Origin of the sequence: Streptomyces sp. NPDC048441, from assembly GCF_043200235.1 — a bacterium.
GTDB lineage: Bacteria > Actinomycetota > Actinomycetes > Streptomycetales > Streptomycetaceae > Streptomyces.
On record NZ_JBICXM010000006.1, the window covers coordinates 11631 to 36549 of the forward strand.

General features: G+C 70.3%; 24 protein-coding genes. 17 read left to right on the plus strand and 7 right to left on the minus strand.

Annotated elements, in window-relative coordinates; translation table 11 throughout:
- Positions 1-150: 150 nt before the first annotated feature.
- Together mmpB and ACGFSB_RS16215 are read left to right on the plus strand one after the other, a co-directional pair.
- Positions 151-279, plus strand: coding sequence for a morphogenic membrane protein MmpB (gene mmpB, locus ACGFSB_RS16210; protein WP_393399099.1), 129 nt, complete (start codon positions 151-153; stop codon positions 277-279).
- 91 nt (positions 280-370) lie between these two features.
- Positions 371-988: a nucleoside triphosphate pyrophosphatase gene (locus ACGFSB_RS16215; protein ID WP_393399101.1), complete on the plus strand. Its 618-nt coding sequence runs from the start codon at positions 371-373 to the stop codon at positions 986-988.
- 45 nt (positions 989-1033) lie between these two features.
- On the opposite strand, the gene ACGFSB_RS16220 is transcribed toward ACGFSB_RS16215, so the two are convergent.
- Positions 1034-1510, minus strand: a complete 477-nt coding sequence (locus ACGFSB_RS16220; protein WP_393399104.1) for a hypothetical protein — start codon at positions 1508-1510, stop codon at positions 1034-1036.
- Between the two features lie 358 nt (positions 1511-1868).
- On the opposite strand from ACGFSB_RS16220, the gene ACGFSB_RS16225 reads away from it, so the two are divergent.
- Positions 1869-3641 carry an acetyl/propionyl/methylcrotonyl-CoA carboxylase subunit alpha gene (locus ACGFSB_RS16225; RefSeq protein WP_393399107.1) on the plus strand — a complete coding sequence of 591 codons (1773 nt, stop codon included), beginning with the start codon at positions 1869-1871 and terminating at the stop codon, positions 3639-3641.
- Between the two features lie 165 nt (positions 3642-3806).
- Complete coding sequence (locus ACGFSB_RS16230) at positions 3807-4448, plus strand: TetR/AcrR family transcriptional regulator (RefSeq protein ID WP_393399109.1); 642 nt, start codon at positions 3807-3809, stop codon at positions 4446-4448.
- Here ACGFSB_RS16230 and ACGFSB_RS16235 read toward each other — a convergent pair.
- Together ACGFSB_RS16235 and ACGFSB_RS16240 are read right to left on the minus strand one after the other, a co-directional pair.
- On the minus strand, positions 4434-5411 hold the full coding sequence (locus tag ACGFSB_RS16235; protein WP_393399110.1) for a DeoR/GlpR family DNA-binding transcription regulator: 978 nt from the start codon (positions 5409-5411) through the stop codon (positions 4434-4436). The two genes, ACGFSB_RS16230 and ACGFSB_RS16235, sit on opposite strands and share 15 nt — an antisense overlap.
- A gap of 163 nt (positions 5412-5574) precedes the next feature.
- Positions 5575-7023 carry an NAD(P)H-quinone dehydrogenase gene (locus ACGFSB_RS16240; protein WP_393399112.1) on the minus strand — a complete coding sequence of 483 codons (1449 nt, stop codon included), beginning with the start codon at positions 7021-7023 and terminating at the stop codon, positions 5575-5577.
- Between the two features lie 117 nt (positions 7024-7140).
- On the opposite strand from ACGFSB_RS16240, the gene ACGFSB_RS16245 reads away from it, so the two are divergent.
- From ACGFSB_RS16245 to ACGFSB_RS16260, 4 genes are all read left to right on the plus strand, one after another.
- Entirely contained in the window at positions 7141-7578 is a 438-nt protein-coding gene (locus tag ACGFSB_RS16245; protein ID WP_393399114.1) for a gamma-glutamylcyclotransferase, read from the plus strand.
- Positions 7579-7702: 124 nt separating this feature from the next.
- Positions 7703-8527 (plus strand): purine-nucleoside phosphorylase, encoded by an 825-nt coding sequence (locus ACGFSB_RS16250; protein WP_393399116.1) that lies wholly within the window; start codon positions 7703-7705, stop codon positions 8525-8527.
- Positions 8528-9261: 734 nt separating this feature from the next.
- Positions 9262-10941, plus strand: coding sequence for a phospho-sugar mutase (locus tag ACGFSB_RS16255; protein WP_393400132.1), 1680 nt, complete (start codon positions 9262-9264; stop codon positions 10939-10941).
- A 151-nt stretch (positions 10942-11092) separates the two neighbouring features.
- Entirely contained in the window at positions 11093-12334 is a 1242-nt protein-coding gene (locus tag ACGFSB_RS16260; RefSeq protein WP_393399119.1) for a glycosyltransferase family 39 protein, read from the plus strand.
- A gap of 30 nt (positions 12335-12364) precedes the next feature.
- On the opposite strand, the gene ACGFSB_RS16265 is transcribed toward ACGFSB_RS16260, so the two are convergent.
- Positions 12365-13000, minus strand: a complete 636-nt coding sequence (locus tag ACGFSB_RS16265) for a PH domain-containing protein (RefSeq protein WP_393399121.1) — start codon at positions 12998-13000, stop codon at positions 12365-12367.
- A gap of 139 nt (positions 13001-13139) precedes the next feature.
- On the opposite strand from ACGFSB_RS16265, the gene deoC reads away from it, so the two are divergent.
- Genes deoC through ACGFSB_RS16280 form a run of 3 tightly spaced genes read left to right on the plus strand, consistent with a single transcriptional unit; the run spans position 13140 to position 16430 of the window.
- Positions 13140-14108 (plus strand): deoxyribose-phosphate aldolase, encoded by a 969-nt coding sequence (gene deoC / locus ACGFSB_RS16270; RefSeq protein WP_393399123.1) that lies wholly within the window; start codon positions 13140-13142, stop codon positions 14106-14108.
- Positions 14109-14113: 5 nt separating this feature from the next.
- A complete protein-coding gene (locus tag ACGFSB_RS16275; RefSeq protein WP_393399125.1) occupies positions 14114-15550 on the plus strand; it encodes an aldehyde dehydrogenase family protein in 1437 nt (478 codons plus the stop codon).
- The gene (locus tag ACGFSB_RS16280; RefSeq protein WP_393399128.1) at positions 15543-16430 is read left to right on the plus strand and encodes an aldehyde dehydrogenase family protein; all 888 of its coding nucleotides are present in this window, start codon (positions 15543-15545) and stop codon (positions 16428-16430) included. Before ACGFSB_RS16275 ends, ACGFSB_RS16280 begins: the two co-directional genes overlap by 8 nt.
- Before the next feature lie 131 nt (positions 16431-16561).
- On the opposite strand, the gene ACGFSB_RS16285 is transcribed toward ACGFSB_RS16280, so the two are convergent.
- Positions 16562-17299 (minus strand): TetR/AcrR family transcriptional regulator, encoded by a 738-nt coding sequence (locus ACGFSB_RS16285; RefSeq protein WP_393399130.1) that lies wholly within the window; start codon positions 17297-17299, stop codon positions 16562-16564.
- Positions 17300-17443: 144 nt separating this feature from the next.
- On the opposite strand from ACGFSB_RS16285, the gene ACGFSB_RS16290 reads away from it, so the two are divergent.
- On the plus strand, positions 17444-18049 hold the full coding sequence (locus tag ACGFSB_RS16290; RefSeq protein ID WP_393399133.1) for an NADPH-dependent FMN reductase: 606 nt from the start codon (positions 17444-17446) through the stop codon (positions 18047-18049).
- Between the two features lie 30 nt (positions 18050-18079).
- Entirely contained in the window at positions 18080-19597 is a 1518-nt protein-coding gene (locus ACGFSB_RS16295; protein WP_393399135.1) for a DHA2 family efflux MFS transporter permease subunit, read from the plus strand.
- A gap of 61 nt (positions 19598-19658) precedes the next feature.
- On the opposite strand, the gene ACGFSB_RS16300 is transcribed toward ACGFSB_RS16295, so the two are convergent.
- Positions 19659-20063 carry a hypothetical protein gene (locus ACGFSB_RS16300; protein WP_393399137.1) on the minus strand — a complete coding sequence of 135 codons (405 nt, stop codon included), beginning with the start codon at positions 20061-20063 and terminating at the stop codon, positions 19659-19661.
- A 123-nt stretch (positions 20064-20186) separates the two neighbouring features.
- On the opposite strand from ACGFSB_RS16300, the gene ACGFSB_RS16305 reads away from it, so the two are divergent.
- Positions 20187-20825: a uridine kinase gene (locus tag ACGFSB_RS16305; RefSeq protein ID WP_393399139.1), complete on the plus strand. Its 639-nt coding sequence runs from the start codon at positions 20187-20189 to the stop codon at positions 20823-20825.
- A 177-nt stretch (positions 20826-21002) separates the two neighbouring features.
- Here ACGFSB_RS16305 and ACGFSB_RS16310 read toward each other — a convergent pair whose 3' ends face one another.
- Complete coding sequence (locus tag ACGFSB_RS16310; RefSeq protein ID WP_393399141.1) at positions 21003-21761, minus strand: SigE family RNA polymerase sigma factor; 759 nt, start codon at positions 21759-21761, stop codon at positions 21003-21005.
- Between the two features lie 181 nt (positions 21762-21942).
- On the opposite strand from ACGFSB_RS16310, the gene afsQ1 reads away from it, so the two are divergent.
- The 3 genes from afsQ1 to ACGFSB_RS16325 are packed head-to-tail and all read left to right on the plus strand — an operon-like array spanning position 21943 to position 24787.
- Positions 21943-22620, plus strand: a complete 678-nt coding sequence (gene afsQ1, locus ACGFSB_RS16315; RefSeq protein WP_393399143.1) for a two-component system response regulator AfsQ1 — start codon at positions 21943-21945, stop codon at positions 22618-22620.
- The gene (locus ACGFSB_RS16320) at positions 22617-24173 is read left to right on the plus strand and encodes an ATP-binding protein (RefSeq protein WP_393399145.1); all 1557 of its coding nucleotides are present in this window, start codon (positions 22617-22619) and stop codon (positions 24171-24173) included. The genes afsQ1 and ACGFSB_RS16320 overlap by 4 nt, the downstream gene beginning before the upstream one ends.
- The gene (locus ACGFSB_RS16325; RefSeq protein ID WP_393399148.1) at positions 24170-24787 is read left to right on the plus strand and encodes a hypothetical protein; all 618 of its coding nucleotides are present in this window, start codon (positions 24170-24172) and stop codon (positions 24785-24787) included. Before ACGFSB_RS16320 ends, ACGFSB_RS16325 begins: the two co-directional genes overlap by 4 nt.
- The last annotated feature ends 132 nt before the right edge of the window (positions 24788-24919 follow it).

The window sequence follows — 24919 nt, forward strand, 5'->3', positions numbered from 1 at the left end:
TTTGCCGCCGCCACCCCCCCGCCCCCCCCCCCCGCCCGCCCCCCCCCCCCCCCGGCGCCCCCCCCGCCCCCCCCCGGGGGGGGGGGCGCGGGGCCCCCCCCCCCCCCCCCCCCCCCCCCCCCCGCCGTCACCGCCAGCAGTATCGATTTCATGCTGTGGTCGGACCCGGAGGACAACCCGCCCAAGGACATGCGGGACATGCAGGCGAAGATGCGCCGTGCGGGACTCGTCCTTGCCCTGGCGATGGTCGTGGCGATGTTCGTCCTCGGCATCCGGTGAGGCTCGGGCGTCCGGCGAGGCTCGGGCGTCCGGCGAGGCTCGGGCGTCCGCTGAGGCTCGGGCGTCCGCTGAGGCTCGTTACGCTGGCCGCATGAGTGATCAGCCCCGTCAGCCCCGCCGTCTCGTCCTCGCGTCCAAGTCCCCCGCCAGGCTCGGCCTGCTGCGCCAGGCGGGCCTCGCCCCCGAGGTGATCGTCAGCGGGGTCGACGAGGACGCCATCTCCGCACCGACCCCCGCCGAGCTCGCCCTCGCCCTGGCCGAGGCCAAGGCGTCGGTGGTCTCCGCGCGCCCGGACGCCAAGGGCGCCCTGGTCGTCGGCTGCGACTCGGTCCTCGAACTGGACGGGGAGGCGCTCGGCAAGCCCGCCGACGCCGAGGAGGCCACCGCCCGCTGGAAGTCCATGCGCGGCCGCGCGGGCGTCCTGCAAACCGGCCACTGCGTGTACGACACCGTGGCAGGACGCCATGTGTCGGCGCTCGCATCGACGATCGTCCGCTTCGGCGAACCCTCGGACGACGAGATCGCCGCGTACGTCGCGAGCGGCGAACCACTGCACGTGGCGGGCGCGTTCACGCTGGACGGCCGCTCCGCCCCCTTCGTCGACTCGATCGAGGGCGACCACGGCAACGTCATCGGCCTCTCACTGCCGCTGCTCCGCCGCCTCCTCGCGGAACTGGGCGTGGGCATCACGGAGTTGTGGGCGGAGTAGGCGGAAGCACTCCGCCCAGCCCGCCCACGCGCCCCGAGAAGCAGCTCAGGCGGGCTGCGGAGCGCCGTTCTCCTGCGCCCCGCCGCCCACTGCCCCATTGCTCTCGCGGGGCTCGTCAGAGGCTTCGGAGGGCTTCCTGTCGTACGCCACGAGGGTCAGCACGATCAGGCCGAGCACGAGCATCATGAAGACGAAGGCGACCCAGCCCACCAGGCCGACCGAGAACGCCCCGAGCAGCCCGTGCACGACGGCGGCGCTGATCAGGAGCAGCCGCCCGAAGCCGCCGGGCGCGCGGTCCCGTACCGCCGAGCGCAGCATGATCAGGCCGCACAGCGCGAGGTAGAGGCCGAAGAGGCCGCCCCCGATCCAGGTCGACACGGACATCGCGCGCGGGTCGAGCCCCGCGAGCGACATGTCCTGCTTGTCCACGACAAGCCCGAGGAACCAGTTGAGGAGTGCGATGCCGATCGCCTCCACCAAGAGAACGATCGCGCCCACCAAGGCCACCGGTCTACGCGCCACGGCGCCCCACCCTCTTCCGATCCACTGGCTGTTACCCCAAGTACGTTCGCGACACCCGAACGCTACTAACGGGTAAACCCGGGGACAAGGGCTGCGCCGAAGGCAAAGAATCATTGGGCCATTCGTAGGGACTCGACAAAGATTGCCCCCGTGCCGCAGTACGCCCTCACAGAGACCTTGGCCACATCGGCGCGCTAGTCTCGCTCGAAGGGACCCTGCGTACCGTGGTGCGACAAGGGAATTCGCTGATCGGGCAGGCCCGGATCACGCTCCGTGTGGGCAAGCTCACCATTGGGGACGGGTCGAAAGGTCGTGTCGGCAGTCCCTAAACTCGGCTTGTTTCAAGGAGGGAGCCATCGTGCGCAAGGTGCTCATCGCCAACCGTGGCGAAATCGCTGTCCGCGTTGCTCGGGCATGCCGGGATGCAGGGATCGAGAGCGTAGCCGTCTACGCAGATCCTGACCGGGATGCTCTGCATGTACGCGCGGCAGATGAGGCGTTCGCGCTGGGCGGTGACACTCCGGCCACCAGCTACTTGGACTTTTCCAAGGTGTTGGCAGCGGCCAAGGACGCGGGGGCGGACGCGGTCCACCCCGGCTACGGCTTCCTTTCGGAGAACGCCGACTTCGCGCAGGCCGTGCTGGACGCGGGACTGATCTGGATCGGCCCGCCGCCGCAGGCCATCCGTGACCTGGGTGACAAGGTCGCGGCCCGGCACATCGCGCAGCGCGCGGGTGCCCCGCTGGTCGCCGGTACGCCGGACCCGGTGTCCGGCTCCGACGAGGTCGTGGCCTTCGCCCAGGAGAACGGCCTGCCGATCGCGATCAAGGCCGCCTTCGGTGGCGGCGGACGCGGGCTCAAGGTGGCCCGCACGCTCGAGGAGATCCCCGAGCTGTACGACTCCGCGGTGCGCGAGGCCGTCGCGGCCTTCGGCCGTGGCGAGTGCTTCGTGGAGCGCTACCTGGACAAGCCGCGGCACGTGGAGACACAGTGCCTCGCGGACAAGCACGGCAACGTGGTCGTCGTGTCGACCCGTGACTGCTCGCTCCAGCGCCGCCACCAGAAGCTGGTGGAGGAGGCGCCCGCGCCGTTCCTGACGCCCGAGCAGAACGCCGAGCTGTACGCGGCGTCGAAGGCGATCCTGAAGGAAGCCGGGTATGTGGGCGCCGGCACCGTCGAGTTCCTCGTCGGCGTCGACGGCACGATCTCCTTCCTGGAGGTCAACACCCGCCTCCAGGTGGAGCACCCGGTCACCGAAGAGGTCACCGGCATCGACCTGGTCCGCGAGATGTTCCGCGTCGCGGACGGCGAGGAACTGGGCTACGGAGACCCCGAGTTGAGGGGCCACTCCTTCGAGTTCCGCATCAACGGCGAGGACCCGGGCCGTGGCTTCCTGCCGGCGCCCGGCACGGTCACGGCCTTCGCGCCGCCGTCGGGTCCCGGCGTACGCCTGGACGCGGGCGTGGAGTCCGGTTCGGTCATCGGCCCGGCGTGGGACTCGCTCCTCGCCAAGCTGATCGTGACCGGCGCGACGCGTGAGCAGGCCCTGCAGCGGGCCGCGCGTGCCCTGGGGGAGTTCAACGTGGAGGGCATGGCCACGGCCATCCCGTTCCACCGCGCGGTCGTCAAGGACCCGGCGTTCGCTCCGGAACTGACCGGCTCCACGGACCCGTTCACGATCCACACGCGCTGGATCGAGACCGAGTTCGTCAACGAGATCTCCGCGTTCACCGCGGCGACGGAGGTCGAGGCGGACGAGGAGCCGGGCCGCGAGACGGTGGTCGTCGAGGTCGGCGGCAAGCGTCTCGAGGTCTCGCTCCCCTCGTCGCTCGGCATGACCATCGCCCGCACGGCGGCGGCGGGCGGCGCCCGCCCCAAGCGCCGCGCGGCGAAGAAGTCGGGCCCGGCCGCTTCCGGCGACACCCTCGCCTCTCCCATGCAGGGCACGATCGTCAAGATCGCTGTCGAGGAGGGCCAGGAAGTCCAGGAGGGCGACCTGGTGGTCGTCCTTGAGGCCATGAAAATGGAACAGCCCCTGAACGCGCACCGCGCGGGAACGATCAAGGGCCTCACGGCGGAGGTGGGCGCGAGCCTGACCTCCGGTGCGGTGATCTGCGAGATCAAGGACTAGCTCCGCTCCGAGAAGTTCTCGTCAACGCCGGACGGGCTGGAAGTGTCCAGCCCGTCCGGCGCTTGAGGACGAACTCGGCGAAGCCGGTGATCGACGGCACGCACACCGAACGGAACTCATCAGGCATCCTTGGAGCACGACGCACGTTCAAGGAGGACCACGGCCATGAGCACCGGCACGGACCCGCAGCCCGCACGGGCCATGCGTGCCGACGCGCGCCGTAACTACGACCGGCTCCTGGCGGAAGCCACGGCCGCCTTCGCGGAACACGGCACAGGCGCCTCGCTGGAGGACATCGCCCGCCACGCGAACGTAGGCATCGGCACCCTCTACCGCCACTTCCCCAACCGCCACGCCCTGATGAGCGCCGTCTTCGAAGAGGCGGTGAGTGATCTCCTGGCCCGCTCACACGCCCTGCTCGAATCCCCGCAGCCCTGCTCGGCCCTGGTGACCTGGCTGCGCGAGATCATCACTCATGCGGGTGAGTACCGCGGGCTCTCCCGCGCCCTCATGTCGGCGTCGCACGACGACAGTTCGGCACTCGCCCGATGCAGCAGGCCGATGCGCGAGGCGGGCACGGCCCTGCTCGTACGGGCGCAGCAGGCCGGAGCCGTGCGCCCCGGTGTCTCGATCGGCGATCTGCTACAGCTGACCAACGCGATCGCGCTGGCCGCCGAAGAGACCCCGGACGAGCCGGAGTTGGCCGACCGCCTCCTGATGCTGACCCTGCGCGGCCTGAAGCCCGAGGGCTCGGCGCCCGACGAGCGCCAGGACCCAGGACCGGCGGCCGGTTCAGCGGCGGCGTAGATCCGCCACCCGCGCGGCCCGCTCCCCGGGCTGCTGCTCCCCGAGCACCGCACTGCGCAGCTGCCCGGGTCCCGCCCCGTGACCGCCGTGGTTACGACGCTGCCCCGGCAAGGGCACGTCCCGGCGCGGCTGCCGCCCCGCCGGGACGGAATCCACCCCTGGCCCGGAGCCAGAGCTCGCGGCCCCGCCCGCGACCGCGATCTGCACACCCTGGTCGGCCAGGGCCTGCAACTCGGTGGCCGCGCGGTCGTCGTGCGCGGGTGGTTCGTCCGTGACCAGACGGGTGATGACGTCCGTCGGCACGGTCTGGAACATCGTGTCGGTGCCGAGCTTGGTGTGGTCCGCGAGGACCACCACCTCGGCGGCTGCCTGGACGAGCGCACGGTCCACGCTTGCCGAGAGCATGTTGGACGTGGAGAGCCCGCGTTCGGCGGTCAGACCACTGCCCGACAGGAAGGCACGCGTGACCCGCAGGCCTTGCAGGGACTGTTCGGCCCCGCTGCCCACGAGGGCGTAGTTGGAACCGCGCAGGGTGCCGCCGGTCATGACGACCTCGACGCGGTTGGCATGGGCCAACGCCTGTGCCACCAGAAGGGAGTTGGTGACGACGGTCAGACCGGGAACCCGCGCGAGCCGTCGGGCCAGCTCCTGCGTGGTCGTCCCCGCTCCGACGACGATGGCTTCGCCTTCTTCGACGAGTCCCGCCGCGAGATCGGCGATAGCCGTCTTCTCGGCGGTCGCGAGATGCGATTTCTGCGGAAAGCCGGACTCCCGCGTGAATCCGCCCGGCAATACCGCACCGCCATGTCGGCGGTCGAGGAGTCCTTCTGCCTCCAGTGCGCGCACGTCCCGCCGTACGGTCACTTCGGAGGTCTGGACGACGCGGGCGAGCTCCCGGAGCGATACCGCTCCGTTGGCCCGCACCATTTCGAGGATCAATTGGCGACGTTCTGCAGCGAACACGAAACTGACAGTAACCCCAACGACCGTCTGCTTTCAGCAGTTTGCGCCGAATTACAGAAGTTGTTCGCACGGCAGGGTGGCAAGTGGTATAGGTGCCTACTCACACTGCCTATGCCGGACGAATGGGCGACAACAGCCTGTGACCTGCGACGAGAGTGGGCGATCAGCCTTCGCCCGCCGTCTTCCGCGTGTGGAGTTGACGCGCGACCTCTGCGATCGACCCCGAAAGCGACGGGTACACGGTGAAGGCATTCGCGATCTGCTCGACCGTCAGGTTGTTGTCGACCGCGAGCGCGATGGGGTGGATCAGTTCCGAAGCGCGCGGCGCGACGACCACACCGCCCACCACGATGCCCGTACCGGGACGGCAGAAGATCTTGACGAAGCCGTCGCGGATGCCCTGCATCTTCGCGCGCGGGTTGCGCAGGAGCGGCAGCTTCACGACGCGGGCGTCGATCTTGCCGCCGTCGACGTCGGACTGGCTGTAGCCGACGGTGGCGATCTCGGGGTCGGTGAAGACGTTCGACGACACGGTCTTCAGGTTCAGCGGCTGCACCGCGTCGCCCAGGAAGTGATACATCGCGATGCGCCCCTGCATGGCGGCGACGGAGGCGAGCGCGAAGATCCCGGTCACGTCACCGGCGGCATACACACCGGGCGCGGAGGTCCGCGACACCTTGTCGGTCCAGATGTGCCCCGAGTCCTTGAGCTTGACCCCGGCCTCCTCCAGGCCCATGCCACTGCTGTTCGGGATGGCACCCACGGCCACCAGACAGTGCGTACCGGTGATGACGCGGCCGTCGTTGAGCGTCACCTCCACACGGTCGCCCACGCGCTTGGCGGACGCGGCACGGGAGCGCGACATGACGTTCATGCCGCGGCGCCGGAAGACGTCCTCCAGGACGGCGGCGGCGTCCGGGTCCTCGCCGGGGAGCACGCGATCGCGGCTGGATACGAGGGTGACGTTCGACCCCAGCGCCTGGTAGGCACCGGCGAACTCGGCACCGGTGACACCGGAGCCGACCACGATGAGTTCCTCGGGGAGCTCGTCCAGGTCGTACACCTGGGTCCAGTTGAGGATCCGCTCGCCGTCGGGCAGCGCGTCGGGAACCTCGCGAGGGTGTCCGCCGGTGGCGATGAGGACGGCGTCGGCGACGAGGGTCTCCTCGCTGCCGTCGGCCGCGCGCACGACGACCTTGCGCGAGCCGTCGGTGTCCTGCTGGCCCTCCAGACGGCCACGGCCGCGCAGCACGCGTGCGCCCGCACGGGTGACGGAGGCGGTGATGTCGTGGGACTGCGCGAGCGCGAGGCGCTTCACACGCCGGTTGACCTTGCCCAGGTCGACGCCGACGACGCGCGCAGGAGTATCGATGTGCGGAGTGTCGTCCGCGACGATGATGCCGAGCTCTTCATAAGAAGAGTCGAAGCTGGTCATCACCTCGGCCGTGGCGATCAGAGTCTTCGACGGGACGCAGTCGGTGAGCACCGACGCCCCGCCAAGACCGTCGCAATCGACGACGGTCACCTCCGCGCCGAGCTGGGCGGCAACGAGTGCCGCCTCGTATCCGCCGGGTCCGCCGCCAATGATCACGATCCGAGTCACGTACTCCATTGTCCCGCACGCCTCAAGGTGCTTCGCCCCGGGGGCTCCATCCGTGCCGCTCCCCACACCAGAAGGGGGTTCCGTTGCAGGAGGGACGCACGCTTCGGCTGCCGTACTCTCGACCCCATGTCGCTCTACGCCGCGTACGCCGGCAATCTGGATCCGCGGCTCATGTCACGCCGCGCCCCCCACTCGCCGCTGCGCCAGACCGGCTGGCTGAACGGCTGGCGGCTGACCTTCGGCGGCGAGCACATGGGGTGGGAGGGCGCCCTTGTGACCCTCGTCGAGGCGCCCCGCTCCCAGGTCTTCGTCACCCTCTACGACATCGCTCCCATGGACCAGGACTCCATGGACCGGTGGGAGGGCGTGGGCCTCGACATCTACCGCCGGATGCGCGTGCGCGTGCACACCCTGGACGGCGAGGAGCCCGCTTGGGTGTACGTCCTCAATGGATACGAGGGCGGCCTCCCGTCGGCGCGCTACCTGGGGGAGCTGGCCGACGCGGCGGAAACGGCGGGAGCGCCGCACGACTACGTGATGGAGCTGCGCAAGCGGCCCTGCTAGGGCCCTGCCGCGCCTGTGCCGTGACTCCTCTCGGGGCTTTCGTCGGAAACGACAAGACAACGATCCGAATCCCGTGAGCATCGTCATCTACGCGCGTAGGGCGTGAGCGGCTACTCTCGTCCGCGTGAACGCTTCAGTTATTCCGGACGACATCCAGGGCGACCCCTACGCCGCCGCCGACGCCGCCGCCGCGCGCCTGCGTGAGCTGACGGGCGCCGAGACCCACGACGTAGCCCTTGTGATGGGCTCCGGCTGGGCGCCGGCCGTGGACGCACTCGGCGTGCCCGACGCCGAGTTCCCCGTCACCGAGCTGCCCGGCTTCCCGCCGCCCGCGGTGCAGGGGCACGGCGGCCGCATCCGCTCCTTCAAGGTCGGTGACAAGCGGGCCCTGGTCTTCCTGGGCCGCACCCACTACTACGAGGGCCGTGGCGTGGCGTCCGTCGCGCACGGCGTCCGCACCGCCGTGGCCGCGGGCTGCAAGACGATCGTGCTGACGAACGGCTGCGGCGGTCTGCGCGAGGGTATGCGCCCCGGACAGCCTGTCCTGATCAGCGACCACCTCAACCTGACGGCCACGTCGCCGATCGTCGGCGCGAACTTCGTGGACCTCACGGACCTCTACTCCCCGCGCCTGCGCACGCTCTGCAAGGAGATCGACCCCTCCCTCGAAGAGGGCGTCTACGCGCAGTTCCCCGGCCCGCACTACGAGACTCCGGCGGAGATCCGCATGGCCCGCACGATCGGTGCGGACCTGGTGGGCATGTCCACGGTCCTCGAGGCGATCGCCGCGCGCGAGGCGGGCGCGGAGGTCCTCGGCATCTCCCTGGTCACGAACCTCGCCGCGGGCATGACGGGCGAGCCGCTGAACCACGAGGAGGTCCTCCAGGCGGGCCGCGACAGCGCTACGCGCATGGGTGAGCTGCTGGGTCAGGTGCTGGGCCGCATCTGATTTTTCCTGGCGGGGGCGCCCTTGCCTGGCGGGGGCGCCCTTGCCTGGCAGGAGCCTCGCCTGGGTGGGTGCCTTGCTTGGCGGGAGTCTTGCTTGGGTGGGTGCCTTGCCTGGCGGGAGCCTTGCCTGGGTGGGCGCCCTTGCCTGGCGGGAGCCTTGCTTGGGTGGGTGCCTCGCCCGGCGGGAGCCTTGCTTGGCGGGAGTCTTGCCTGGGTGGGCGCCCTTGCCTGGCGGGAGCCTTGCTTGGGTGGGTGCCTCGCCCGGCGGGAGCCTTGCCTGGCGGGGTGTCTCCCCCGTAGCGGGGGTGCCAGCCCGGCGGGGCGCCTTCCCCGTAGCGGGGGTGCCTTGCCTGGTGGGGCGCCATCTGCCGGGTGGGGCGCCTCTGCACTGGGCCTTGGTGACCCGCAGGTCCGCTGCCGCACGGGCTTTCCCGCCCACCCGCCCGATTGCCCCGGGGTGATCGGGTGGGTGGGCGGGAAACATCCGGCGCGAAGCGGCGGGACAGGAAAGCCCCCACCGGGCCGAACTCGGTGGCGTACCCAGCGTGGACAGGACAGCCCCCGCAAGAGCCGAACCGAGTAGGCGTACCCAGCGTGGACAGGACAGCCCCCGCAAGGGCCGAATCGGGTAGGCGTCCCGCAAGCCCCGTACCCCGCACGGCTGGAAAAGCCCCCGCGGGGCCACGCCCGGGGTAGGAGTACCCCGGCCCCCGATTGAACTCCGCCGACGAGAGGCTGACGCACGTGCCGGACGACTTTGAACTCATCGCGCGAGCCAAGGCCTGGCTGGCCGAGGATCCCGACCCCGAGACCCGCGAGGAACTCGCGAAGCTCATCGACGCCGCGGACACCGAAGACGCGGACACCGAAGAGCTGACCGCCCGCTTCAGCGGCACCCTCCAGTTCGGCACCGCCGGCCTCCGCGGAGAGCTCGGCGCAGGCCCGATGCGGATGAACCGCTCCGTAGTCATCCGCGCCGCCGCGGGCCTCGCCGCGTACCTCAAGTCCAAGGGTCAAACCGACGGTCTAGTAGTGGTCGGATACGACGCCCGCCACAAGTCCGCGGACTTCGCCCGCGACACCGCGGCCGTGATGACCGGCGCGGGCCTCAAGGCGGCGGTGCTCCCCCACCCCCTCCCCACCCCCGTACTCGCCTTCGCCATAAGGCACCTCGGTGCCGTGGCGGGCGTGGAGGTGACGGCCAGCCACAACCCCCCGCGCGACAACGGCTACAAGGTCTACCTGGGCGACGGCTCCCAGATCGTGCCGCCCGCGGACGCGGAGATCGCGGCGCAGATCGACGCGATCGTCTCCCTCCACGACCTCCCCCGCCCCGAGACCGGCTGGGAAACCCTCTCGGACGACGTCCTGAACGCCTACCTGGCCCGCACGGACGCCGTCCTGACCCCCGGCTCCCCCCGGACCGCCCGCACCGTCTACACGGCGATGCACGGCGTCGGCAAGGACACCCTCCTCGCGGCGTTCGACCGAGCCGGGTTCCCGGCCCCCGTACTCGTCGCCGAACAGGCGGAGCCCGACCCGGACTTCCCCACGGTCGCGTTCCCCAACCCGGAGGAGCCGGGCGCGATGGACCTCGCGTTCGCGAAGGCCCGCGAGGCGGACCCGGACCTGATCATCGCCAACGACCCGGACGCGGACCGCTGCGCCGCGGCGGTCAAGAGCGGCATCGACGGCATCAACGGCACCGACTGGCGGATGCTCCGGGGCGACGAAGTCGGCGCACTCCTCGCGGCCCACCTCGTACGCAGCGGTGCCCGCGGCACCTTCGCCGAATCGATCGTCTCGTCCTCCCTCCTGGGCCGGATCGCCGACAAGGCGGGCCTCCCGTACGAGGAGACCCTCACCGGCTTCAAGTGGATCGCCCGCGTCGAAGGCCTGCGCTACGGCTACGAAGAGGCCCTCGGCTACTGCGTGGACCCCGAAGGCGTACGCGACAAGGACGGCATCACGGCGGCGCTGCTCCTCACGGAGCTGGCCTCCGAGCTCAAGGAGGAGGGCCGCACGCTCCTCGACCTCCTGGACGACCTCGCCGTGGACCACGGCCTGCACGCCACCGACCAGCTGTCGGTCCGCGTGGAGGACCTCTCCCTGATCGCGGACGCGATGCGCCGCCTGCGCGAGCAGCCGCCGACGGCCCTCGCGGGCCTGCCCGTGACGAAGGCCGAGGACCTGACGCGGGGCACGGACAAGCTGCCGCCCACGGACGGTCTGCGCTACACCCTTGACGGCGCGAGGGTCATCGTCCGCCCCAGCGGCACGGAGCCGAAGCTCAAGTGCTACTTGGAAGTCGTGATCCCCGTGGCGACGCGGACCGACCTTCCGGCGGCGCGCGAGAAGGCGACGGAACTCCTCGACGCCATCAAGCGGGACCTGTCGCAGGCAGCGGGCATCTGACCCCGGCAGCCCCCGAACACACTCCTGAACCACCCCGGGCCACCCGTCCGAGTGGTTCCGGTAGAGCAGTTGACGCAGCGGTTCGGTGGGCTGCCGGTCACCCCAGGAAGGGTGACCGGCAGCCCACGATCACGTTCCGGGAGCTGCCGCAGTGCCGTACGGACCGACCCCAGAGACCTCGACCGCCGCACCGTCCCCCACCGCGCCCCGGATCGTCCCCCCGTCGCGCCGCCCCCGCACCACCCCGGGCCGCTCCCCCGGCCGCCCCGCACGCGCGGCCCGCGCCCTCCGGTACGCGTCCCCCGCCCTCCTCGCGTACGCCGCCGTACGCCTCTTCGGCACCCTCGCCTTCGCCGTCTGGGCGCACAGGGAGCGATGGGGTGTCTGGCACTTCCTGGCGGAGTCCTGGGACTGCGACTGGTATCTGAAGATCGCCGACAACGGCTACGCGCACACGCTCGGCACCCAGATCGACGCGAACAACCTGGCCTTCTTCCCGCTGTACCCGCTCCTCATCAGGGCGGGCGGCGTCATCGCCCCGGAGCCTCGCGGAGCGGTGGGTCTCGCGATCGCCGTCAGCTGCTCGTTCCTCGCGGCGTGGGGGATCTTCGCGGTGGGCGACCGGCTGTACGGCCGCAGGACCGGCGTCCTGCTCGCCGCCCTCTGGGGCTCGCTGCCCGTCGCGCTCGTGCAGTGGATGGGCTACACGGAATCGCTCTTCACGGCACTCACCGCGTGGGCGCTGTACGCCGTGCTCACCGACCGCTGGATCTGGGCGGGCACCCTGGCCGCGCTCGCGGGCCTGACCCGCCCCACGGGTGTCGCACTCGCGGCCGCGGTGTCGCTGACGGCGCTGCTCGCGCTGCGCCGCCGATGGCAAGGAGACGGCCGCTTCTGCGTACGCACCCTTCTGGGCGCCCTGCTCGCACCGCTCGGCTGGCTCTCGTACGTCGGCTGGGTGGGGTTCCGCCTCGGCCGCTGGGACGGCTACTTCGCCGTACAGAAGCTGTGGCGCAACGAGTGGGACGGCGGCGTCGGAACGCTCCACACGATGTACGAGCTGCTCGCGACGCAGCGCCCGCAGCTGTTCCTGACGATGGTGACGGCGACGCTCCTCGCATCGGCGGCGCTGTTCGTCCTGTCCGTGGGCGACCGGCAGCCACTGCCGCTGCTGATCTTCACGGGGCTGCTGCTCCTGATCGTGCTCGGCAGCAAGGGGGTGTACTTCCCGCGCGCCCGATTCCTGCTCCCGGCCTTCCCCCTGCTGCTGCCGCTCGCGGCGGCGCTGGCCCGCGCGCGGACGCATGTCGCGGTGACGGTGATGGTGGCGGCGGCGGTGACGTCGGCCGCGTTCGGGGGCCACATGCTGCTGGCGTGGCTGGGCCCGCCGTGAGCGCGTGAGCGCTCCCGTGTGCAAGAGGCCCTACACGAAGGCGAAAACCACCGCGAGAAGCACCGCACCGACCACGGCAGGCACCAGCGTCTCGTAGCTCCAGCGCACCTCGGGGTCGCCCTGCGCGGACTCCGCGGCCGCGTGCCCTTCGGCGAGTTCGCGCAGGTCGTCCATGATCTGGTCGCCGGGAGCGCGGAGGGAGTCCGGCTGACCGGGCCGCCGCGCGTTCACGACGCTGGGGTCACCGGACGCGGCCCCCTGCGACTTCCTCCTGGCGGCCTTCTTGCGGCCTCGCAGGGAGACCGGGATGGCCCAGAGCTGGTACTTGGTGCCCGACTGGGTGAAGACCTCGTTCGAGTAACCGGAGCGGAGCCCCGATACGGACGCCCACGGGAGCGTGATGGTCCGGAAGGGGTTGCGGACGCGGAGCCGCTCCTCGTTGGCGTACACGGCGGGGCGCACGGTGTAGGCGACGACGAGCGGCACCGCGAGGAGCAGCCCGGCGATCGCGAGCCACGGGGTGCGGCCCTCTCCCTGGATCAGGGCGTCGATACCGAGCCAGCCGCCGAGGGCGAGCAGCAGGACGCCGCCGGTGATGCCGCCGGACGACCGAAAGGTCCTGTCCTTGTACTGGGGCTCCGCCACGGGAGGCTGGGGGTCGGTCATACGTTGATTCTGCCTGAACCCGCCCAGGGGCCCTAGGGCTGCCCCGCCAGAGAGGAACAACCCACCCCGAGCCCCACCCCCAACCCCACTCGGGACCCACCCCCTGTACAGCCGCTACGCGCGTAGATATGCTCCCCTCGTGACCATGCCCACTGCTTCAGCACCTGCACCCGCACACGCGCTCATGGACGCGACCGCGTCGGCCGGCACGCTGCGCCGCTTCCTCCACGGGCTGCCCGGCGTCGACACGGTCGGCCTGGAGGCGCGCGCCGCAGCGCTCGGCACCCGTTCGATCAAGAGCACGGCGAAGGCGTACGCCATCGATCTCGCCATCTCGATGATCGACCTGACGACGCTCGAGGGCGCCGACACCCCGGGCAAGGTCCGGGCGCTCGGCGCGAAGGCCGTCCACCCGGACCCGACCGACCGCGGCGCCCCGAAGACCGCCGCCGTCTGCGTCTATCCGGACATGGTGGCCACCGCCAAGGAGGCAGTCGGCGCCAGTGGCGTCAAGGTCGCCTCCGTCGCGACCGCCTTCCCCGCGGGCCGCGCCGCCATCGACGTGAAGCTCGGCGACGTACGCGAGGCGGTCGCCGCGGGTGCCGACGAGATCGACATGGTCATCGATCGCGGCGCCTTCCTCGCGGGCGACTACATGACGGTGTTCGAGCAGATCCGCGCCGTGAAGGAGGCCTCGGGCGAGGCCCGCCTCAAGGTCATCTTCGAGACCGGGGAGCTGTCGACGTACGACAACATCCGGCGCGCGAGCTGGATCGGGATGCTCGCGGGCGCGGACTTCATCAAGACGTCGACGGGCAAGGTCGGCGTCAACGCGACCCCCGCGAACACCCTCCTGATGCTGGAAGCCGTACGCGACTTCCGTGCGCAGACCGGGGTACAGATCGGGGTGAAGCCCGCGGGCGGCATCCGCACCTCCAAGGACGCGATCAAGTTCCTCGTCCTGGTGAACGAGACCGCGGGCGCGGACTGGCTGGACAACCACTGGTTCCGCTTCGGCGCCTCATCGCTCCTCAACGACCTGCTGATGCAGCGCCAGAAGCTGGCCACGGGCCGCTACTCCGGCCCCGACTACGTGACGGTGGACTGACCAAGATGACTTCCCCCTTCGAGTACGCACCGGCGCCCGAGTCCCGCTCCGTCGTCGACATCGCCCCGTCCTACGGCCTGTTCATCGACGGCGAGTTCGTCGAGGCCGCCGACGGCAAGGTCTTCAAGACCGTCTCGCCCTCCACCGAAGAGGTCCTCTCCGAAGTCGCGCAGGCTTCCTCCGAAGACGTCGACCGCGCGGTGAAGGCGGCCCGCAGGGCCTTCGAGAAGTGGTCGGCGCTGCCGGGCGCCGAGCGCGCCAAGTACCTCTTCCGTATCGCCAGGATCATCCAGGAGCGCAGCCGCGAACTGGCCGTCCTGGAGACCCTCGACAACGGAAAGCCCATCAAGGAGACACGCGACGCCGACCTCCCCCTGGTCGCCGCGCACTTCTTCTACTACGCGGGCTGGGCCGACAAGCTCGACCACGCGGGCTACGGCGCGAACCCCCGGCCCCTGGGCGTCGCGGGCCAGGTCATCCCCTGGAACTTCCCGCTCCTGATGCTGGCCTGGAAGATCGCCCCGGCCCTCGCGACGGGCAACACGGTCGTCCTGAAGCCCGCCGAGACCACTCCGCTCTCAGCCCTGTTCTTCGCGGACATCTGCCGCCAGGCGGGCCTGCCCAAGGGCGTCGTCAACATCCTTCCCGGGTACGGCGACGCGGGCGCGGCCCTCACCGCCCACCCGGATGTGAACAAGGTCGCCTTCACCGGCTCGACCGCCGTCGGCAAGGCGATCGCACGCCAGGTCGCGGGCACGGACAAGAAGGTCACGCTCGAACTGGGCGGCAAGGGCGCGAACATCGTCTTCGACGACGCCCCCATCGACCAGGCGGTCGAGGGCATCGTCACCGGCATCTTCTTCAACCAGGGCCAGGTCTGCTGCGCGGGCTCGCGCCTCCTCGTACAGGAGTCGGTCCAGGACGAGGTCCTCGACGCCCTCAAGCGTCGCCTGTCGACCCTGCGCCTCGGCGATCCCCTCGACAAGAACACGGACATCGGCGCGATCAACTCCGCCGAGCAGCTCGCCCGGATCAAGGCCCTGGCCGAGACCGGCGAGGCGGAGGGCGCCGAGCGCTGGTCCGCCCCGTGCGAACTGCCCTCGTCCGGCTACTGGTTCGCGCCGACGCTCTTCACGAACGTCACGCAGGCCCACACCGTCGCCCGCGACGAGATCTTCGGCCCGGTGCTCTCGGTGCTGACCTTCCGCACGCCGGAAGAGGCCGTGGCCAAGGCCAACAACACCCAGTACGGCCTCTCCGCCGGCATCTGGACGGAGAAGGGCTCCCGCATCCTCGCAGTCGCCGATCGCCTGCGCGCGGGCGTCATCTGGGCCAACACGTTCAACAAGTTCGACCCGACCTCGCCCTTCGGCGGCTACAAGGAATCGGGTTACGGCCGCGAGGGCGGTCGCCACGGCCTGGAGGCGTACCTCAATGTCTGAGCGACTCACGGTCTTGAAGACCTACAAGCTGTACGTCGGCGGGAAGTTCCCGCGTTCCGAGAGCGGCCGGGTGTACGAAGTGTCCGACTCGAAGAACAAGTGGCTGGCCAACGCCCCGCTCTCCTCGCGCAAGGACGCGCGTGACGCCGTCGTGGCCGCGCGCAAGGCGCAGGGCGGCTGGGCGGGCAAGACGGCCTACCTGCGCGGCCAGATCCTCTACCGCGTCGCGGAGATGCTGGAGGGCCGCAAGGACCAGTTCGTCCGTGAGGTCGCCGACGCGGAGGGCCTCTCCAAGGCCAAGGCCGCCGTCGTGGTGGACGCGGCCATCGACCGCTGGGTCTGGTACGCGGGCTGGACCGACAAGGTCGCGCAGATCGTGGGCGGCGGAAACCCGGTCGCGGGCCCGTTCTTCAACCTCTCCTCGCCCGAGCCGACGGGCGTGGTGACGGTCGTCGCCCCGCAGAAGTCGTCGTTCCTGGGTCTGGTCTCCGTCATCGCGCCCGTGATCGCGACGGGCAACACGGCCGTGGTGATCGCCAGCGAGGACTCCCCGCTCCCCGCGCTCTCCCTCGGCGAGGTGCTCGCCACCTCCGACCTGCCCGGCGGCGTCGTCAACATCCTGTCGGGCCGTACGGCGGAGATCACCCCGTCCCTCGCCGCACACCAGGACGTGAACGCGATCGACCTCGCGGGCGTCGAGGACGACGCACTGGCGAAGGAGCTCGAGATCGCCGCGGCGGACAACCTCAAGCGCGTCGTCCGTCCACAGCCTGTGGACTGGTCGGCCGACCCGGGCACGCACCGCCTGACGGCCTTCCTGGAGACCAAGACGGTCTGGCACCCCACGGGTTCACTCGGCGCGTCGGGCTCCTCGTACTGAGCCACTCGAAGCGCTGAGCCACTCGAAGCGCTGAGCCACTCGAACCACTCCCGCACCGCGGAGCCCCGGCCCTCCTCCGTCCAGGAGAGCCGGGGCTTCGCCCTTTTCTGCCTGCTCCCAGCCCGTGCCGCTCAGATGCCGAGCCGCGCGGCAATCCCGTCCAGGACGCAGTCGAGGCCGGTCTCGAACGTCCACGTCGCGTCGTCCTTGCGCTGCGACCGCAGACCGTAGCGCCGGTACGTGGGGTAGCGGCCCGTCTCCATGAGGTACCTCATCTGCGGCGCGAGGCCCATCCGGGTCTCGGCCCCCGACGACCAGCCCTCCGCCCGCGTCCACTCCCGAAGCGCCACCTCGGACGAGGCCGCTCCGTGTGCGTAGGCGCTGACCGTGCGGAAGGCCATCATCATCGTGTCCTCGTCGAGCCCAAGGCCGTCAAGGGCCGCCAACTGCCGCTCGGCGATGGCCATCCGGCCCGGCGTGAGCACAAACAGGGCCGTGGGCAGCTGACCCACCCACGGGTGGCGCAGCATCATCTCCCGGGTCAGCAGGGCGAAGGTGTGCAGCACCTCGCGCCATTCGGTCACCTCCTCGGGAATCCGGTGCCCGGCCGCCACCCGCTCGGCCATCAGCGCCCACAGATCGTCCTTGCCCGAGACATGCCGGTACGCCGCCATGGGCGCGACCCCCAGCTCGGTGGCGAGCCGCCGCATGGTGACGGCGGCCAAGCCCTCCGCATCGGCCACCCGCACCGCCACGGCACCGATCCGCTCCAGGGACAGCGATGCCCGGGGCGCGGCCACCGGCTGCTCAAGGCGCTCCCAGAGCGACTTGTCCGGCGCCGCCTTGCCGTCGTTCTTCTGGCCAGCCACAGCGGGGCACCTCTCTCGGATCGTCGACGGTGAGCGTACAACGTATCTCTCGGTAGACGCCGTACACATCTCGCGTGTACGTTGTACGCAGCGAGATACGTCGTACACATCCACGTACACATTCAGCGTTCCCAGGGGGTCCCCATGTCCAGCACCAGCCGAACCACCCAGCCTCTCCGCGTGGCCGTCGTCGTCGCCAGCACCCGCGAGGGCCGGTTCGCACCCGTCGTCACCCGGTGGCTGACGGCGCATCTCGCCCAGCGCGACGACATGACCACCGATGTCGTCGACCTCGCCGAGACCCCGCTGCCCACCGTCTTCCCCGCCTTCGGGCAGCCGCCCGCACCCGGCACCGAGGAGGCCCTCGCGCTGGTCTCGCCGCGCCTCGCGGCGGCCGACGCGTTCCTCTTCGTCACGCCGGAGTACAACCACAGCTTCCCGGCATCCCTGAAGAACGCTGTCGACTGGCACAACACGGAGTGGCACGGGAAGCCGATCGGCTTCGTCTCCTACGGCGGGCTCTCCGGCGGCCTGCGCGCGGTGGAGCAACTCCGCGTGGTCATGGCCGAGTTGAACGCCACGACCATCCGCAACACGGTCAGCTTCCACAACGCCTTCGGCCGCTTCGGCGAGGACGGCGCCGTCGACGACCCCACGGTCGACACGGCCGCCAAGGCGCTGCTCGACCAACTGGCCTGGTGGGCGCACGCCCTGCGCGACGCCAAGTCCCTCACTCCGTACGCCGCCTGACGCGATGCCACTTCACACAAGGGGGAAATCATGAGCGGCCGGACCACGGAAGCAAGGAACACCCCAGGCCCCGGGGAAGAAGCCGGACCACCGCACCCCGAAGAGGGCGGAGCGTCAAAACTGGTCCTCTTCGGGCTGCTCCTCGGCCTGATGCTCGGACTGCTCGACGGCACGATCGTGGGCACCGCACTGCCCACGATCGTCGGTGACCTCGGCGGTCTCGACCACCTCTCCTGGGTGGTGACGGCCTACCTCCTCACCGCCTCGATCGCCACGCCCATCTGGGGAAAGCTGGGCGATCTGTACGGACGCAAGGGCAGTTTCATCTGCTCCATCGCGGTGTTCCTCGCGGGCTCGGTCCTCTCCGGGCTCGCCCAGGACATGGGGCAGCTCATCGCCTTCCGTGCCGTGCAAGGCCTGGGCGCGGGCGGCCTGATGGTCGGCGCCATCTCGATCATCGGCGTCATGCTGCCGCCGTCACATGCGGGCCGCTCGCAGTCGATGATCGGCGCGATGATGCCCGTGGCGCTGGTCGGCGGTCCGCTGCTCGGCGGCTTCCTCACCGACCAGCTGGACTGGCGCTGGGTCTTCTACGTCAACGTGCCCATCGGCGGCCTCGCCCTGCTCATCATCGGCCTGCACCTTCGCCTGCGCACCGAGCGCGTCACGGCGCGCATCGACTTCGCTGGCGCCGCCCTGCTCTCCACGGGCATCCTCGCCCTGACGCTGCTCGGCAGTTGGGGCGGGACGACATACGCCTGGTCGTCGCCACGGATCCTCGGACTCGGCGTGCTCGGCGTCGGCTCCCTGATCTGGTTCGCACGGGTCGAGCGGCGGGCCGCGGAACCGATCATCCCGCCCCGGCTCTTCGCCGACCGGAACTTCACGCTCGCCCAGGTCCTCACCTTCCTGGTGGGCGCGGCCATGCTCGCGGCGACCTCGTATCTGCCGCAGTACATGCAGTTCGTACGCGGCGCGTCGTCGACGGCCAGCGGCATGTTGCTGCTCCCGCTGATGGCGGGCATGTTCGCGGCGCAACTCCTGCTCGGCCGGATCACGTCCAACGGCGGCGGCTACCGCGCGTACACCGTCATCGGTGGCGCGTCGACGACCGTCGGCGGCCTCGCGCTCCTCGCGGTCGGCGCGGACACCCCCACCGCCGTGACATCCGCGCTGACGTTCGTGCTCGGCGTGGGCATGGGCTTCCTGATCCAGAGCACCCTGCTCATCACCATCAACAGCGCGGAGCCGCGCGACATGGGCGCCGCCACCGGCACCACCACTCTTCTGCGCACGATCGGCGGCTCGCTGGGCATCGCCGTGATGGGCGCCGTCTACGCGAGCCGCCTCACGTCGGGCGGTATGCCGGACGGCGGCACCTCGTGGACGCCCGAGGCGGTCAAGGAGATGCCGGAAGAGGTACGGGAAACGGTGCGCGCGGCGGTCACCAGCGGGATGCACGGTGTGCTCCTCGGCGCCGCGCTGCTCGGCGCGGCGGCCTTCGCGGTGGCGTTGCTGGTGCGAGAGGTCCCCCTGCGGAAGGAGTGAAGGAGGGAACTCCACCGCACGGCCAACCGGACTTTCCAGGCCTGTCCGGGCCTATCCGCGCCTATCCGGGCAGCAGCCCCACGGCCTGCCCCACCACCGGCAGGTCGCTCAGCGATCCGCCGCCCTGCGTCAGCGGCGCCGTCACCGCCGCCGTCGAGACGGGCTTGAAGTCCGCGATCCGGGTGCCCACCGCGTTGTCCAGCGGGTCGACCCCCGTGCCCGCGAGGGGATTGAGCTTCAGCCCCTTGACGGGCGCGAGCCCGCCCCCGGCAGCCTCCTGGACCGCCCGCAACACCCCGGCACCGGCCGCCGGCAGCTGGTCGGCCGCCGAGGAGTCGGCAGCCGGCGCGGCACTTGCCGTGGCCGCGCCGCCGACGCCGAGCGCCGCGCCCGCGACGGTGACCGTCAGGCCCGCGCGCAGCAGGGCGCGGGAGAGGTGCTTGGTGGCTGTTGCGTGCCGTGCCATGAGTTCCGCCCTAATCCTCTTGAGTAATCAGATGCGCACGTAGCGTAGTTGAGAGGAGATGCAGGCACCAAAGCCCTACCCTTCGGGTCGCCTGGGCGGCTCAATGCAGCACACTGGTCTCTCGTGAGTTCCCATCCCCCGATACCCACCCGAGTCGTGCTGCTCGCCGGCCCCTCCGGCTCAGGCAAGTCGTCGTTCGCCACCCGCTCCGGGCTGCCGGTGCTCTGCCTCGACGACTTCTACAAGGAGGGCCACGACCCGACACTGCCGCAGGTCCCCGACAGCACGGACATCGACTGGGACTCTCCTTTGTCCTGGGACGCGGATGTCGCCCTCGCCGCGATCGAGCGGCTGTGCCGTACGGGACGTACCCGCGTCCCCGTCTACGACATCGCCACGAGTTCGCGTACGGGCGAGTCGGCGATGGACATCGAGCGCACCCCCCTCTTCATCGCGGAGGGGATCTTCGCCGCGGACATCGTGGACCGTTGCCGGGAGATCGGCGTGCTCGCCGACGCGATCTGCCTCCGCGGCCGACCGTCCACCACCTTCCGGCGACGGCTGCTGCGGGATCTGCGCGAGGGACGGAAGTCCGTGGCGTTCCTGTTGCGGCGCGGGTGGCGGCTAATGCGGGCCGAGCGCGCGATCGTGGCCCGGCAGACGGCCCTTGGGGCCTACCCCTGCGGGAAGGACGAGGCGCTTGGACGCGTTGCCTCGGCCGCGGCAGGCCGCTGCGTGAAGGCACGCGCCGACGCGGCATAACGCCACGAGTACGAAGCGCGGCGTAACTCCATGGGCACAAAGCCACGTAAATCCATCTGCACAAAGCAGAAGGACCGGAAAGACCCCCCGGCCTTCCGGTCCTGCTACTTGTTTCCCCCGTACTTCCCCCGTGCTACCGCCGCCTCCCCCCGGGAGCGGCGGCCCCCCCCGTGCATCCTAGGCGACCAACTCGCCGAAGGACTCCTCCTGGTCACGGCCGAAGCTGAGGACGTCGTCCTCGCGCAGCCGGCGCAGGGAGCGCCAGATGCTGGACTTCACCGTGCCCACGCTGATGTCGAGGATGTCCGCGATCTCGGGGTCCGTGCGGCCCTCGTAGTAGCGCAGGACCAGCATCGTCCGCTGCAGTTCGGGGAGGCGGGCCAGGGCCTGCCAGAGAACCGCACGGAGTTCCGTGCCGCGCATCGCGTCCGTGTCGCCCACCGTCTCCGGCAGCTCCTCGGTCGGGTATTCGTTGAGCTTGCGGCGCCGCCAGGCGCTGATGTGCAGGTTGGTCATGGTGCGGCGGAGATATCCGCCGACCGCGGCCTTGTCACTGATCCTGTCCCATGCCCGGTACGTCGAGAAGAGGGCGCTCTGGAGCAGGTCCTCGGCCTCGAACCGGTCACCGGTCAGGTGGTAGGCGGTTGCGTACAGGGAGGCACGACGCTCCTGGACGTAGGCGGTGAACTCCGCCTCCGACGCTGAGGTGCGCTCCCCCGTGTCCTCCCTGTACGCGGCTCCCCCGTGAGCCCCCCCGTCGGATTCCCCCCGGAACGTGTCAACCACCGTCATGTACGCGGTGTGCTGACGCCCGGTGCCGCGAGCGCACCCCCGCCCGCTCACGGCACCGGACTTCTCGTGCCTCTCGGCAGTCCGCACCACGTCGTGGAGACGCGTGATTACTGCGCTTGAGCTGGTGCTTTGCAGTGTGTTCATCTCGCGCCCCCCGTCGGTGGAGTCTGTCTTCTTCCGTGTGAGCAAAACTCTGCCCGCCCCACTTCATGACGGTGTCCGCCGACTGTCACAGGCCTGCAACAGCGGTTCCATGTGTAGGGGAGAAGTGTGGGAGCTCTCCAAGAGTCGAACTGTGCCCATGTCATGGGACAGAATGACGTCCGTGCCTTCCCTGTTGCTGATCGAGGACGACGACGCCATCCGTACGGCCCTTGAGCTTTCGCTCACCCGCCAAGGGCATCGGGTGGCTACTGCTGCCACCGGCGAGGACGGCCTGAAGCTGCTCAGTGAGCAGCGGCCGGACCTGATCGTGCTGGATGTGATGCTGCCGGGCATCGACGGATTCGAGGTCTGCCGACGCATCCGGCGCACCGACCAGTTGCCGATCATCCTGCTGACCGCGCGCAGTGACGACATCGATGTGGTCGTCGGGCTCGAGTCCGGCGCCGACGACTACGTGGTCAAACCTGTGCAGGGACGGGTGCTCGACGCCCGTATCCGTGCCGTGCTCCGACGCGGTGAGCGCGAGGCCAATGACGCGGCGACGTTCGGTTCGCTCGTCATCGACCGCGCCGCGATGACCGTGACGAAGAGCGGCGAGGACCTGCAACTCACGCCGACCGAACTGCGGCTGCTCCTGGAACTGAGCCGCAGGCCCGGACAGGCCCTGTCACGGCAGCAGTTGCTGCGCCTGGTGTGGGAGCACGACTATCTCGGCGACTCCCGGCTCGTCGACGCGTGTGTGCAGCGCCTTCGCGCGAAGGTGGAGGACGTGCCGTCCTCGCCGACGCTGATTCGTACGGTGCGTGGGGTCGGCTACCGGCTGGACACTCCTCAGTGACCAAACCGCAGGACAAGCTCCGCGGCTGGGCCGCGGCGCGCAAGGCGATAATGGCGGGGCTTCGCTTCACGAGCCTGCGGCTCCGGCTTGTCGTGGTGTTCGGCCTGGTGGCGCTCACCGCCGCCGTGACCGCGTCCGGAATCGCGTACTGGCTGAACCGCGAGGCGGTCCTGACCCGCGCGCAGGACGCGGCCCTGAAGGACTTCCAGCAGGAGATGCAGACCCGCGCCGGCGCGCTGCCGCCCAATCCGACCCAGGACGAACTGCAGCAGGCCGCAGGGACGATGGCCAACAGCAGCCAGCGCTACAGCGTGCTCCTGATCGGCGAGAACTCCGAAGGCGACACGATCGTCGGCTACTCCGACCTGGACGCCTTCACGCTCGCCGACGTGCCCAAGTCGCTGCGCAAGACAGTGAACAAAGAACAGCCGCTCACCTCGAGCAACAAGAGCCCGTACCACCTGTACTGGCAGCGGACCGCCGACAACGGCACCCCGTATCTCGTGGGCGGCGCCAAGGTGATCGGCGGCGGCCCGACCGGTTACATGCTCAAGTCCCTGGAGCCGGAGGCGAAGGACCTCAGCTCGCTCGGCTGGTCGCTCGCGATCGCCACGGGGCTCGCGCTCATCGGTTCCGCGCTCCTCGCGCAGGCCGCGGCGACCACCGTACTGAAGCCGGTACACCGCTTGGGCGTGGCCGCACGGCGCCTGGGTGAGGGCAAACTGGACACGCGACTGCGCGTCTCGGGCACGGACGAACTGGCCGACCTCTCAAGGACGTTCAACCGGACCGCGGAGAGCCTGGAGAAGAAGGTCGACGACATGAGTGCGCGTGACGAGGCGTCGCGTCGCTTCGTCGCCGACATGTCGCACGAGCTGCGTACGCCGCTGACCGCGATCACCGCGGTGACGGAGGTCCTCGAGGAGGAACTCGACGCGGAAACCGGCTCGGTCGACCCGATGATCGAACCGGCCGTACGCCTGGTGGTCAGCGAGACCCGCCGCCTGAACGACCTGGTGGAGAACCTGATGGAGGTCACCCGCTTCGACGCGGGCACGGCCCGCCTCCTCCTGGACGCGGTCGACATCGCCGATCAGATCACGGCCTGCATAGACGCCCGCGCCTGGCTCGACGCGGTCGAACTCGACGCGGAGCGCGGCATCACGGTGCGGCTCGACCCGCGCCGCCTCGACGTGATCCTGGCGAACCTGATCGGCAACGCTCTGAAGCACGGCGGTTCGCCGGTGGAGGTCTCCGTACGCCTGGCGGGCGAGAGGCTGGTCATCGCGGTACGCGACGGGGGCCCCGGCATCCCCGAGGACGTACTGCCGCACGTCTTCGACCGCTTCTACAAGGCGAGCGCTTCCAGGCCGCGTTCGGAGGGCAGCGGCCTCGGGCTCTCCATCGCCCTGGAGAACGCGCACATCCACGGCGGGGAGATCACCGCGGCGAACTCGCCCAAGGGCGGGGCGGTGTTCACACTGTGGCTGCCGCGCGACCCGTCGGGCCTGCTGGAGGACGAAGAGGACTCCGGCCAGGGGGAGACGCAATGAAGAACAACCACCGAAGGCTGCTCCGTGCTGCCGCACTCCTCACCACGGCACTGACCGTGACGACGCTCTCCGGGTGCGGGATCCGCTCCACGGAGGTGCCGACGGACTTCGGCCCCGGCCCCTCCCGTGTACCGTGCGTGATGTCCGGTTCGAGCATCGCCTCACAGTCGACCAGCGGGGTCCCCGTGCAGGTCTTCCTGGTCTGCGCGGCACAGCTGGTGACCGTCGACCGATCGGTACGGATCTCCACGCAGAAGGCGACGACCGACCGCGTCCGCATCGCGCAGGCACTCCTGGACGAGCTTGCGCGGGCGCCGTCGTCCCCGGAGAAGCAGGCGGGCTTCGCGACGGACGTACGCGGCGGCACGATCGTCGAAGGCCCCGGCAAGGGCGACCCCGAGGACACCCTCCGCTTCAGCACATCCCCGGAGGACCTGTCCGCCTTCGCCCTGGCCCAGATCGTCTGTACGTTCGCGGACAGCGCGGCAGCGGGCGCTGACCGCGAGGTGATCCTGGGCGGCCCCGGAGATGCGGCGCTGCGGCGCTACGAGTGCACGGCGGCGGTGCGCCAACGGCCAGGCACGGTGGCTCCCCCGACGGAAACGGTGCCGTAGCCGGGGCAACGGGTTCACCCCGCAGCCTCGCCTGCACCGAACAAGCTTTCCCACCCACTCGCCCGATTGCCCCGCAGTCGGCAGCGCTCGCGCGGGGGCGTGCCGGTAACCCCCACCCAACCATCACAGGCG

Coding starts and splice junctions, on each gene's coding strand:
- ACGFSB_RS16240 (WP_393399112.1), bottom strand. CDS start 7,023: ATGGAGTACGTGACTCGGATCGTGATCATTGGCGGCGGACCCGGCGGA.
- ACGFSB_RS16280 (WP_393399128.1), top strand. CDS start 15,543: ATGTCTGAGCGACTCACGGTCTTGAAGACCTACAAGCTGTACGTCGGC.
- ACGFSB_RS16325 (WP_393399148.1), top strand. CDS start 24,170: ATGAAGAACAACCACCGAAGGCTGCTCCGTGCTGCCGCACTCCTCACC.
- ACGFSB_RS16300 (WP_393399137.1), bottom strand. CDS start 20,063: ATGGCACGGCACGCAACAGCCACCAAGCACCTCTCCCGCGCCCTGCTG.
- ACGFSB_RS16265 (WP_393399121.1), bottom strand. CDS start 13,000: ATGACCGACCCCCAGCCTCCCGTGGCGGAGCCCCAGTACAAGGACAGG.
- ACGFSB_RS16310 (WP_393399141.1), bottom strand. CDS start 21,761: ATGAACACACTGCAAAGCACCAGCTCAAGCGCAGTAATCACGCGTCTC.
- ACGFSB_RS16215 (WP_393399101.1), top strand. CDS start 371: ATGAGTGATCAGCCCCGTCAGCCCCGCCGTCTCGTCCTCGCGTCCAAG.
- ACGFSB_RS16245 (WP_393399114.1), top strand. CDS start 7,141: ATGTCGCTCTACGCCGCGTACGCCGGCAATCTGGATCCGCGGCTCATG.
- ACGFSB_RS16230 (WP_393399109.1), top strand. CDS start 3,807: ATGAGCACCGGCACGGACCCGCAGCCCGCACGGGCCATGCGTGCCGAC.
- ACGFSB_RS16295 (WP_393399135.1), top strand. CDS start 18,080: ATGAGCGGCCGGACCACGGAAGCAAGGAACACCCCAGGCCCCGGGGAA.
- mmpB (WP_393399099.1), top strand. CDS start 151: ATGCTGTGGTCGGACCCGGAGGACAACCCGCCCAAGGACATGCGGGAC.
- ACGFSB_RS16290 (WP_393399133.1), top strand. CDS start 17,444: ATGTCCAGCACCAGCCGAACCACCCAGCCTCTCCGCGTGGCCGTCGTC.
- ACGFSB_RS16275 (WP_393399125.1), top strand. CDS start 14,114: ATGACTTCCCCCTTCGAGTACGCACCGGCGCCCGAGTCCCGCTCCGTC.